This window comes from Streptomyces silaceus, from assembly GCF_001419745.1.
Lineage (GTDB): Bacteria > Actinomycetota > Actinomycetes > Streptomycetales > Streptomycetaceae > Streptomyces > Streptomyces silaceus.
In genome coordinates, this window is record NZ_LIRJ01000217.1 from 1 (window position 1) to 10,199 (window position 10,199).

A 10,199-nucleotide genomic window follows, 5' to 3' on the forward strand; every position below is an offset into this window, starting at 1 on the left:
ACCAGTACGGCAACCCCGACAACGTCTCCGCCTACACCCCGCTCGCCCTCGAACTGGCCTCCCAGCTCGGCCACATCGACGTCCTCGTCTGCAGCGTCGGCACCGGCGGGCACTCCGCGGGCATCTCCCGCGTCCTGCGCCAGCTCTACCCCGACCTGCGCCTGGTCGGCGTGGACACCGTCGGCTCGACCATCTTCGGCCAGCCCGCCCGGCCCCGCCTGATGCGCGGACTCGGATCGAGCATCTACCCGCGCAACGTCGCGTACGAAAACTTCAGCGAGGTCCACTGGGTCTCGCCCGCGGAGTCCGTCTGGGCCTGCCGCCAACTGGCCGCCTCCCACTACGCGACCGGCGGCTGGAGCGTCGGCGCGGTGGCCCTCGTGGCCGGGTGGGTCGTCCGGACGCTGCCGCGCGACACCCGCGTCGCCGCGGTCTTCCCCGACGGACCCCAGCGCTACCTGGAAACCGTGTACGACGACGAATACTGCTCCGCCCACGGCCTGTTGGGCCACACCCCGGCACCCGAGCCGGACGTGGTGGGCCGCCCCGACGAGAAGGAGGTCACCCGCTGGACGCGCTGCGCCGCCGTCCACGACCCGCTCCTCGCGTCGGCCGCGGGCCCGGAAGCCGGGGGAGGGGCACGATGAGGACGACCTTCACGCAGTTCCGGTCCTACGAGCGCAGTGTCCAGCTGCTCCTGGCCAACCAGTTCACCATCAACCTCGGCTTCTACATGCTGATGCCGTACCTGGCACAGCACCTGTCCGGCGGCCTCGGCCTCGCCGGCTGGCTCGTCGGACTCGTCCTCGGCGTACGCAACTTCAGCCAGCAGGGCATGTTCCTCGTCGGCGGCACCCTCGCCGACCGGTTCGGCTACAAGCCGCTGATCGTCGCCGGCTGCGTCCTGCGCACGGTCGGCTTCGCGACGCTCGGCCTGGTCGACTCGGTCCTCGCGCTCGTCGTGGCGTCGGCGGCCACCGGCTTCGCGGGAGCGCTGTTCAACCCGGCGGTGCGGGCCTATCTCGCCGCCGACGCGGGCGAGCGCCGCGTCGAGGCCTTCGCGCTGTTCAACGTCTTCTACCAGGCGGGCACCCTGCTCGGCCCCCTGGTGGGCATGCTGCTCACCGGAGTCGACTTCCGGATCACCTGCCTCGTCGCGGCGGCGATCTTCGCGCTCCTGAGCGTCGTGCAGATCCGCTCGCTGCCCGCCCGCAGGGGCAACGACGCGACGGGCGCGGGCACCGGTCCCGGAGTCCTCGCGCAGTGGCGGGGCATCGTGCGCAACCGCGCCTTCCTGCTCTTCTCGACGGCCATGATCGGCTCGTACGTCCTGTCGTTCCAGGTGTATCTGGCGCTGCCCCTGGAGGTGCGGCGCCTGGGCGGCGACGGGCAGTTCGGCACGGTCGCCGTCGCGCTGCTCTTCGCGGCGTCCGGCCTGACCACCATCCTCGCGCAGACCCGCGTGACGGCCTGGTGCAAGGAGCGGATGGCGCCGGGGCGGGCGCTGACGTGGGGGCTGCTCACCATGGGAGCGGCGTTCGTGCCGCTGCTCGCGGCGACGGCGGTGCCCGTGCCCGGCGCGGGCACCGGACGCTGGCTGCTCGCCGCCGTCCCGCCGACGCTGGCGGCGCTGCTGCTCGCCCTGGGCACGATGATCGCGTACCCCTTCGAGATGGACACCATCGTCCAGTTGTCGGGGGACCGTCTCGTCGCCACCCACTACGGCCTCTACAACACCATCTGCGGCGTCGGCATCACCCTGGGCAATCTGCTCACGGGCGCCGCGCTCGACGCGGCGCGTGAGGCCGGGATGTCGGCCCTGCCCTGGCTGGCGCTGCTCGTCCTGGGACTCGTCTGCTCGGGCTCCCTCTACGGGCTGCACCGCGCTGGGCGGCTTACCCGTACGGTCCCCGAGGCGGAGCCCGCCGTGACCTGAGAGCCGGTCCGGCCGGCGCGCGGCACGAGCCCCGCGCGCCGGCCGGACCCCGGTCACGCGGAGGTGACGCCTCCCGAGCAGGCGGCGCCCGGCTCGGGGGTCTGCGGACCCTGCACGTACTTGGCGAAGAACTGCCCGACCCGCGGATCGTCGGCGTCGTGCACGGTGAGTTGGTGGCCCCAGGCCGACAGCATGATCGTGCCCGACTGGTCCCGTGCCGGACTCATCAGGCTGTACGGAGTCTTGGACACCTTGTCGCCGAGCTTCTCGACGTCGGCGTCGGATGCCTTGTCGTTGTACGTCACCCAGACCGCGCCGTGTTCGAGGGAGTGCACGGCGTTCTCGTCCGGTATCGCCTTCTTGTAGACCGTGGCGTCACACGTCATCCAGGCCTGGTGGTGATCGCCGCCGACCGGCGGGGTCATGGGGTAGTCGACGGTCTTGGCGACGTGCTCGCGGCCCAGTTTCTTCGCGTCCCACGTCTTCTCGCCCTTCACGGGCTTCTTCTCGGCGGCGGCGTTCTGCCGCTCCTTGTCGTCGGCCCGGTCGAGGGCGAACGCCCCGAACCCGATGAGCCCGGCGACGATCACGGCGCTCGTCGTGACGGTGATGACGCGGCGACGCCGCTCGCGGGCCTGCTCGGCGCGGCGCATCGCCTCGACGCGGGCTCTGCGTTCGGCGGCGGCCGCCTTCTTGCTCGGCTTGTTGCCGGGATTGCGGGACTTGGCGCTGGCCATGGGTGTTCCTTGTCCCCGCCACGACGGGCGCGGCGGTGGTGCCGGAGTGGTGGATGCCGTCGTGCGCGGGACGGCCGCGAAGGGTCGCGGGCCGCCCTCGCGGGCTCCTCCTAGGTCCGTTGCACCTGGAGCACGTGAAGATCGGGGGCGCCATGGTCCGAGGGCCGCCCCGGCGCAGCTCCCGGCGCGGGCCGTGCGGGACCGTGGGGGAGTGGGCGCAGGGCGGGCGGCAGCGCGTGCTCGGCCGAGGCGGGCACCGCGCGGACGCCGTGGGCGGCGGGCGCGCAACACCGGTCGGACGGCGGGAGTTCGGTGCCGTCCGGGGCCAGCGCACAGACCTCGACGGCCGGTGCGCCGGCGACGGCGGTGGTGTGCCCCAGGCCCGCGTGACCGACGTCGGGGGTGACGGTGCCGAGGCACAGGAACAGCGTGGCGACGAGCGAGGCGAGCGCAGCGCACAGTGCCGCGCGGCCCCGGGCGGGCCGGGCGGCATCGGGCCACCGTCTCCGTCTCATCGCAGCGCATCGTAGCGATCGCCGGGCGAGGGGAGTGTCACCGGTCCTGAAGTCGCGGGGCGTTCCGGTCGGCCTCGGCGGCCGCGCGCTCCGCCCGGGCGCGGTGCTCCGCCCACCAGGCCGCGACCCGGGAGGGCATGTTGTCGCCGCCGTCGCGCAGTCCGGTGGTCCCGTCGACCAACTCCCGCACGATGTCGGCGTGTCCGGCGTGCCGGTCGGTCTCGGCGATCATGTGGACGAGGATGCGGTGGAGCGTGACCGGGGACCGCGTGCCCGTCGGCAGATGGCCGATCGCGTCCAGTTCGAGGGACTCGATGGTGGCGTCGGAGTGGACCCACGCCTCGCGGCAGAGCCCGACGATCCGTTCCCGCGACTCCTCGGCGGTCGCCCACAGGTCGGCGTTCGTCTCGGCGTCGCCCGTGATCCACAGCCCCGTCGTACTCCGACAGGCCCTCCAGTTTCCACAGGAGGGCGCCGCGGGCGTCCCGCAGATACGTGTGCAGGTCGGTCTTGAAGTCTGTTCCGGTCATGGGCGGCAGTCTGCCGCGCCCGGGGCCTTCGACTGTCAGGTTCGGGACGCCCGGTGTGCCGTCGCGGCGCGAAGCCGTCGGCCGCGCGCGTACGAGGTGATGCCCGGCCGGTCGGGACCGGCCGGGCATCACGGAACGGGCGGTGGATCGCGTCGATTCCCGGAGGGATCAGGTCCGCGGCGGCCGTCCGTAGTAGTTGCCGAGTTGCTCGTGGTACGCCGGGTCGCCTACGTGCTTTTCCTTGTCGAACTCAGGAGCGTCCTTGATCTGCTCCTTGGTGCGGTCGACGAAGACCTTCTTCTCCCTCGGGTCGATCCGTACGACGATTCCGGCGGGCAGGAGGACCTCCTTGCCGAAGATCCACATTCCGGTGTCGACGACTATGTACGCGGCGCCGACATCCTCGGAGTGCTTGTCGACTTTGCCGATGCTGCCGTCGGTCGCCTCGACCTTGAATCCGGTCAGATCGGTTCCGGGCTGATACGAGGCGTTTTCTCGATATCCCCACATGTTCTCTTCCACGGGGCCGTTCCCTTCGGTTGAGGTTCACGTGAAATCCGCGACGTTCTCGCTCGCGAATTCTGAGGGGCGGGGCACAGCAGGCCGAACATCCCGCCGCATGGATCTCTGCATCCATTTCTGCGTTCCGCGGGGTCCTGGCGAAGCGAACGGCAGAGCCCCCCGGGTTCACGGACCCGGGTTCACGCACTTCCTCGCGCGGACGGCCATCGGCCGCCGCATGGGGTAGCGGTCTCCGGGTACCTCGTGGCGCGGCGGATATGCGCGTCGGGTACCGCTGAAGCCGGCCGACGTCCGGTTCTTGAGACCGGGCGGCTTCGGACCGTCTGCTGTGGCGGAATGAGGACTACTCTGAGGTGCGGACGCCCTGGACCCCGGCGGGCCTGTTGTCGCTCAGCGCAGATGACCGCGGGGAACGGATCCTCTTCGTCCGATCGCCTGCCTCCACCGTATGTACGCCCTTGCCGGAAGCGCCCCGGAGGAGCCGGGAGTCCGGCCGCATCGCACGGCTCTGTCCGGCAGGTCCCTGGAACGAGGCGTCATGCCCCTACCGCAGTTGAACGTCTACCGACACGACAGAAGGACCCGCGCTCTGGTCACACTGGCCGGCGAGATCGACCTGGAGACGGTGCCACTCCTGCGCACGACCCTTGAGCTGTGCCTGCGCGACGGCGTGCGCACCATCGACGTCGACCTCACCCCGGTCACGTTCTGCGACTGCAGCGGCCTCGACGCCTTCACCCAGGCGTTCCTGCGCACCGCCGAGGCCGGAGGGACGCTGCGTCTGTACTACCCGCCTCCCCTGCTGGCCTGGATGATCGAGTTCACCGGTCGCGGCTTCCTGACCGAGGCGCTGCGGGCCGTTCCCGGGCCGGCTTCTCTGCCTGCCGTCCTCCCGGCCGCCGTCCCGGGCGGTGTGCCGTGATGGCCTGGCCCCGGCGCCAACAGCCGCGGAAACCCATGGGAGACGAGTCGTCCGCCCTGGCCGCGGTCCGCCTGTGCCGGGTGAACCGCCTGCTGTCCCGGACGAGGTGGCCCGGGTGACGTACGGCAGCCGCTCGTCCCGGATACGCGTACTCGTCGCCGAGCAGGCGGCCCTGCGGGGTGGCCGGGTCGGCGTGGTGGACGTGTGTACCGCGGCGGTGGCGGCGCTGCCGGTCGGTGGGGCCGGGATGTCGGCGATGTCCCCGGCCACGGCGAGCCATCCGCTGTGCGGCACCGACGAGATCAGCGAGCAGTTGGAGGAGCTGCAGCTCACGCTGGGCGAAGGGCCGTGCGTGGATGCCTTCACGTATGGCTCGGCCGTCCTGGCGCCGGACCTGCGGACCGGCGAACTGCGGGACCGCTGGCCCGTGTTCGCGGGCGCGGCGCTGGACGCCGGGGCACGCGCGGTCTTCGCGCTCCCCTTGCAGATGGGAGCGATCAGCCCCGGGGTTCTCGACCTGTACGCCCATGTGCCGGTCCGGCTGGACGCGGAGCAGCTGGCCGACGCGCTGGCCTTCGCCGATCTCGCGACGCTGCTCCTGCTGGACGCCCGGATCGACGAGGAAGGCGGACCCTCCGGCGACGGCGACGGCGCGGCGACGGGGCGGGGACCCGACGAGGACCTGGGTGGGTACCGGGCGGAGATCTCCCAGGCCACCGGTGTGCTCACCGTCCAGCTCGGCGTGGAAATCGACGAGGCCTTCGTCCGGCTGCGCGCCTACGCCTATGCCCACGGGCGACGGCTGACCGTGGTGGCCGCCGACGTGGTGGCCCACCGTCTCCGCTTCTCCCCCGACGCGGAGCCGACCCGGGCCGACGACGATGCCTGACCCTCCCGCTCGGCCCGGTGGACGCCCGCCGCGCCGTGCCGTACTTCCCGCACCATTCCGCCCGAACCAGTCTCCATAGAGGGTGCATGAGGATGAATGAGCGACTCCTGGCCAAGACCTTCGTCGAGCTGGCGGACACTCTCGTCGCCGACTTCGACCTGATCGACTTCCTGCGCCTGCTGACCGACCGCTGCGTGGGGGTGCTCGGTGCGAGCGCCGCCGGTGTGCTGCTCGCCGACCGCGACGGCGAACTGCGCGTGATGGCCGCCTCCGACGAACAGGTACGCCTGCTGGAACTCTTCCAGCTCCAGAACGACGAGGGCCCCTGCCTGGAATGCTTCCGTACCGGTCTGACGGTGACCGTTCCCGATCTGCGTGCCGAGACCGACCGCTGGCCGCGCTTCGCCGCCGAGGCCCAGCTGCACGGCTTCGGCGCGGTCCAGGCCCTGCCCATGCGGTTGCGGGACGAGGTCGTCGGCGCCCTGAACCTCTTCCGTACCGCTCCCGGTCTCTTCGACCCGCTCGGCACGGCCATCGCCCAGGCCCTGGCCGACGTCGCCACCATCAGCGTCCTGCAACAACGCACCACCCAGCGCACCACGGTCCTCAACGAGCAGTTGCAGACCGCGCTGAACAGCCGCGTCCTGATCGAGCAGGCCAAGGGCAAACTCGCCGAACGCCGCGGCATCGACATGGAACAGGCATTCACCGCCCTGCGCGGCTACGCCCGCTCCCACAACCGCCGCTTGTCCGACGTGGCCCGCGCGTTCATCGACGACAGCGAGCCCCTGGCAGGGCTGACATCCTGACCTCAACGCTCAACGCTCAACGCTCAACGCTCAACGCTCAACGCTCAATGCCGGTCCGCTGCGTGGAACCGTCGCAGCGCACGGCGTAGCGCCCGATGCATCTGCACGGGAAGCGACGTGTCCTCGGTGGTGGCGACCAGGGCCGCGGCCACCTCTCGGAGTCCGAGATCGCACTGCCGCGCGACATCCACCAGCAGCCCCCGGGCCGCCGCCCTACGGCACGGCGTCAGGGCAATCACCATGCCGCACGCCTGGTCGACGACCGTGCGGGCGGCCATCATCCGGCGCAGCTGATCGATCTCGGCGCGCAGGGCGGCGACCTCCTGTGCCGGGCGTCCGCTTTCCCAGGTGGCCTCGGCAGTCACATTCCACCCCTCCGCCCGGATCGTGATCGTCCTCCGCATGCGGGTGCCTCTCGCCGAGTTCCCCGTGCCGGGGCCGACTGCCTCGCGGTGTCCGGGGCGATCTCCAGGTCACCTGTGGTGTTCGCGGTCCCGGCGGTCCTGACGATCCCGGTGGTCCCGGTACTCGCCGTAACCGGAATCGCTCCAGCGGCCCCGGCCGTCGGGACCGCCTCTGCCGTAGTCGAGCAGGGCGAAGACCAGCACGGCCGCGGCCGCCCACCACAAGACATTGGGGGCCTTGTCCCTCACAGCGTAGTCCTGCCGCGAGACCGCGGATACCTCGTACGGTGCCGCGTAACTGCTTGCCGAAAAGGCGCACTTGACATCTAGTCAGCGATTTCGGGGGAGGCTACCGTGCGCCATGCCGCCCCGGTCCCCGGCAGCGCCGAACAGCCCTCGCGCTCCCCAGGAGCGCACTGTGCGCATCACCACCGGAACCCGCCGTGTCACGAGCGTGGCCGCTCCCGCACCCCGCTCCTCGCGGCGTGATCCCGGCACGGCCCTGATGCGCTCCATGCGGGCACCGATCCGCTGCCCGCCGCGTCGCACGCATCTGACTCCAGGCGGTACGCATGTACGCGCTGATCGTTCCGGCCGTGGCCCCCTTCGTCCTGCTCGCCACCGTCATGGGCCTGTCCTGGTGGGAGGACCACGTCCTGCCGCCGGCCGAGCCGCCCGACGCCCACACTTTGTTGACAAGGGAAGTTGCCGGGAGTTGACTGACGGTACGGCGTAGGGCCATGCCACTCCAGACCATGCGGCAGCATTCCACCTTCCCGCTTCGCCCGGACCCCGCGGAAACCAGGAACACCATCCCGCGCGATCTGGAGGCCCGGCGATGCTCGTATGGATTCTTCTCCTTCTGCTGATCCTGGTGATCTTCGGGTTCGGCTTCACCATGCAGATCCTGTGGTACGTCGCGGCCGCACTCCTGGTCCTGTGGCTCGTCGGCTTCGCGATGCGCGGGCGCGGCGGTGGCAGGAGCCGGTTCGGCCGCAGCCACGGCTGATCCACCCCGGCCTCCTGCACTGCCCCCGCACAGGGCGGCTTGCACGGCAATCAGGCGCGGGGCCCATCCAGCGACGAGCAGAGGACGGCCATGAGCATGGGACGAACGATCAGGAACAGGGCGCAGGCACTCACTGGCCGGTTCACGGAACGCTTCGGCAGGACCACCGGCAACAGGCGCTTGCGCAGGCAGGGCAGGACCGACCGGATGTCCGGAGACCTCAAACAGTCCGGCGACAAGGCCAAGGACGCTTTCCGGCGCTGACCACGTACGCCCCGGTCGGTGCCCACGTCGTGTGGGCACCGACCGGGGCGGCCTCAGCCGCCCCGGAGCGGTGTCCGGTCAGTGCAGCCGCGGGGGGCATGGCGCGGGACGCGCCCTCCCTTCCCGCTCAGTCGTCGCAGCGCGCCGCCACGGACGAGGTCAGGCGCGGTGACGCGAACCGGGTGCCGCAGACGAAGCGCATCAGGGGCCCGAACGTCGCGGCGGCCGGCAGGCCGGTGAAGTGGAGCCCCCGCACGCTGGACCCGAACCCCTTGTCCAGGACCGGGAATCCGCCGGCCGTGGCCACGCCCGCGCGCAGCTCGGGGGAGAGGAAGCCGAGGGCCTCCAGGTCGACGCGGTAGCCGGTCGCGGCCAGCACGTGGTCGGCCTCGACGGTGTGCGTCCGCCCGTCCGTCGTGGTGGTGTGCAGCGTGGCGCCGTCCCCGTACGCCTCCGCCCCCGTGATGCGCGTCCTGGTGAGGACGGGCACTTCGTCCGTGAAGCGCTCCTTGAGCCACCACGCGCCGCACGGGCCCAGCACCCGCTCGACGAGCCGGAGCCGCGTGGGTCCGGGCAGGTACCGGTACGCGGCGGCGTGCCGCGAGAAGCCGTACAGCGCCCAGGAGCGCCCCAGCGGTGTGTCGGGCCGCCCGTGCGGACCGTCCGACGGCGGCCTGCCGAACCGCACCCGCGCCCCGCGCGCGAGCACCTGGACGTCGGCGCCCGCCTCATGGAGCAGGGCGGCGCTCTCCAGCGCGGACTGCCCCGCCCCGATGACGCTCACGCGGCGGCCCGCGAAGCCGGTCAGGTCGGTGTGCTGCGAGCTGTGCGAGACGGGACCGAGGGCGGAGGGGCCCTCGGGGACGGCCGCGGCGAGCGGGGCGGGCAGATGGGCGAGGCCGGTGAGGCCCGTCGCCACGACCACGGACGCGGCCCGGAGCTTCTCGCCCGAGGCGAGCTTGACGCCGAAGCCGCCCGCGATCCGGTCGACCGCGGCCACCCGCTCGTTCTCGACGCGGGGCACCAGACGGTCCCGGAACCACTTGCCGTAGCGGATGAACAGCCCGACGGGCACGGGGTCGTGGCGGCCGAGCCGCGGCTCGCCGCCGGCCTCGCGGCAGTAGTCGTGGAGCGTGAAGCCCTCGCGCGGGGCCGCCAGCGCGGAGGCGGCGGGCGTCGACTTCAGGAACATGCCGGCGGGCATGTGCCGGGTCCAACTCTCCATGGGCGAGCCGAAGACCCGGACGGAAACCCCGCGCGCCCGCAGGTGCGCGGCGGCGGACAGGCCATAGGGGCCCGCCCCGATGACGACGGTCTTGGACATGGGTTCCTCCTGGCGCCGCCCGCGCGCCCGTCACGGGCACGGCACGGCCACGGCGCCGAGATCGGCTGGGGTGGGGAACGTGCGGAATCGGGGATGCCGCAGCCGCACCCGTGCGCGTGCCTCGGCACGGCTCAGGCAGCGGGCGACGGCCGTGCGGGCGGACCCCGCCGTACGACCGCGTCCGCGAGGAGAAGGAGGAGCGGGAGAAGAGGGAGGGGCGAAGTGGGGTGCGGGACCGGGCGGAAGCCGCGGATCCGCCGCCGTGTCGGGGGCCCGAGAGGTGAGGGGAGCAGCAGCCGTTTCACGGCGCGGCACGCGCGCCGCATGCGGCGCCCGAC

At 72.0% G+C, this 10,199-nt stretch carries 13 protein-coding genes and 1 pseudogene; 7 read left to right on the forward strand and 7 right to left on the reverse strand.

The window, feature by feature from the left end; genetic code table 11:
- On the forward strand, positions 1–647 hold a 647-nt coding region (locus tag AOK22_RS21040), incomplete at its 5' end, for a pyridoxal-phosphate dependent enzyme (protein WP_157872268.1).
- A complete protein-coding gene (locus tag AOK22_RS21045; RefSeq protein WP_055700254.1) occupies positions 644–1,936 on the forward strand; it encodes an MDR family MFS transporter in 1,293 nt (430 codons plus the stop codon). The genes AOK22_RS21040 and AOK22_RS21045, both read left to right, overlap by 4 nt.
- 53 nt (positions 1,937–1,989) lie before the next feature.
- On the opposite strand, the gene AOK22_RS21050 is transcribed toward AOK22_RS21045, so the two are convergent.
- From AOK22_RS21050 to AOK22_RS21065, 4 genes and pseudogenes are all read right to left on the reverse strand, one after another.
- The gene (locus AOK22_RS21050; RefSeq protein WP_055700255.1) at positions 1,990–2,673 is read right to left on the reverse strand and encodes a DUF3105 domain-containing protein; all 684 of its coding nucleotides are present in this window, start codon (positions 2,671–2,673) and stop codon (positions 1,990–1,992) included.
- A gap of 110 nt (positions 2,674–2,783) precedes the next feature.
- On the reverse strand, positions 2,784–3,188 hold the full coding sequence (locus AOK22_RS21055; protein WP_055700256.1) for a hypothetical protein: 405 nt from the start codon (positions 3,186–3,188) through the stop codon (positions 2,784–2,786).
- 37 nt (positions 3,189–3,225) lie between these two features.
- A pseudogene (locus tag AOK22_RS21060) lies at positions 3,226–3,718 on the reverse strand (mycothiol transferase).
- A 168-nt stretch (positions 3,719–3,886) separates the two neighbouring features.
- Positions 3,887–4,240 carry a PRC-barrel domain-containing protein gene (locus AOK22_RS21065; protein ID WP_055700257.1) on the reverse strand — a complete coding sequence of 118 codons (354 nt, stop codon included), beginning with the start codon at positions 4,238–4,240 and terminating at the stop codon, positions 3,887–3,889.
- A gap of 538 nt (positions 4,241–4,778) precedes the next feature.
- On the opposite strand from AOK22_RS21065, the gene AOK22_RS21070 reads away from it, so the two are divergent.
- From AOK22_RS21070 to AOK22_RS21080, 3 genes are all read left to right on the forward strand, one after another.
- Positions 4,779–5,162, forward strand: a complete 384-nt coding sequence (locus tag AOK22_RS21070; protein WP_055700258.1) for an STAS domain-containing protein — start codon at positions 4,779–4,781, stop codon at positions 5,160–5,162.
- A gap of 115 nt (positions 5,163–5,277) precedes the next feature.
- On the forward strand, positions 5,278–6,051 hold the full coding sequence (locus AOK22_RS21075) for an ANTAR domain-containing protein (RefSeq protein ID WP_055700259.1): 774 nt from the start codon (positions 5,278–5,280) through the stop codon (positions 6,049–6,051).
- Positions 6,052–6,143: 92 nt separating this feature from the next.
- Complete coding sequence (locus AOK22_RS21080; RefSeq protein WP_055700260.1) at positions 6,144–6,860, forward strand: GAF and ANTAR domain-containing protein; 717 nt, start codon at positions 6,144–6,146, stop codon at positions 6,858–6,860.
- 44 nt (positions 6,861–6,904) lie between these two features.
- Here the strand turns inward: AOK22_RS21080 and AOK22_RS21085 are convergent, their stop codons facing one another.
- Complete coding sequence (locus AOK22_RS21085) at positions 6,905–7,225, reverse strand: ANTAR domain-containing protein (RefSeq protein ID WP_244164912.1); 321 nt, start codon at positions 7,223–7,225, stop codon at positions 6,905–6,907.
- Positions 7,226–7,333: 108 nt separating this feature from the next.
- On the reverse strand, positions 7,334–7,513 hold the full coding sequence (locus tag AOK22_RS21090; protein WP_055700262.1) for a hypothetical protein: 180 nt from the start codon (positions 7,511–7,513) through the stop codon (positions 7,334–7,336).
- A gap of 323 nt (positions 7,514–7,836) precedes the next feature.
- Between AOK22_RS21090 and AOK22_RS41505 the strand changes: the two genes are divergently transcribed.
- On the forward strand, positions 7,837–7,983 hold the full coding sequence (locus AOK22_RS41505; protein WP_157872269.1) for a hypothetical protein: 147 nt from the start codon (positions 7,837–7,839) through the stop codon (positions 7,981–7,983).
- Between the two features lie 119 nt (positions 7,984–8,102).
- Entirely contained in the window at positions 8,103–8,273 is a 171-nt protein-coding gene (locus tag AOK22_RS21095; RefSeq protein WP_055700263.1) for a hypothetical protein, read from the forward strand.
- A gap of 391 nt (positions 8,274–8,664) precedes the next feature.
- Here AOK22_RS21095 and AOK22_RS21100 read toward each other — a convergent pair whose 3' ends face one another.
- Positions 8,665–9,861, reverse strand: coding sequence for an FAD-dependent oxidoreductase (locus AOK22_RS21100; protein WP_055700264.1), 1,197 nt, complete (start codon positions 9,859–9,861; stop codon positions 8,665–8,667).
- Between the last annotated feature and the right edge of the window lie 338 nt (positions 9,862–10,199).

Bases quoted from the DNA above. Each gene is read 5' to 3' on its own strand.
- AOK22_RS21045 (WP_055700254.1), top strand. From the start codon at position 644: ATGAGGACGACCTTCACGCAGTTCCGGTCCTACGAGCGCAGTGTCCAG.
- AOK22_RS21095 (WP_055700263.1), top strand. From the start codon at position 8,103: ATGCTCGTATGGATTCTTCTCCTTCTGCTGATCCTGGTGATCTTCGGG.
- AOK22_RS21100 (WP_055700264.1), bottom strand. From the start codon at position 9,861: ATGTCCAAGACCGTCGTCATCGGGGCGGGCCCCTATGGCCTGTCCGCC.
- AOK22_RS21055 (WP_055700256.1), bottom strand. From the start codon at position 3,188: ATGAGACGGAGACGGTGGCCCGATGCCGCCCGGCCCGCCCGGGGCCGC.
- AOK22_RS21070 (WP_055700258.1), top strand. From the start codon at position 4,779: ATGCCCCTACCGCAGTTGAACGTCTACCGACACGACAGAAGGACCCGC.
- AOK22_RS41505 (WP_157872269.1), top strand. From the start codon at position 7,837: ATGTACGCGCTGATCGTTCCGGCCGTGGCCCCCTTCGTCCTGCTCGCC.
- AOK22_RS21080 (WP_055700260.1), top strand. From the start codon at position 6,144: ATGAATGAGCGACTCCTGGCCAAGACCTTCGTCGAGCTGGCGGACACT.
- AOK22_RS21050 (WP_055700255.1), bottom strand. From the start codon at position 2,673: ATGGCCAGCGCCAAGTCCCGCAATCCCGGCAACAAGCCGAGCAAGAAG.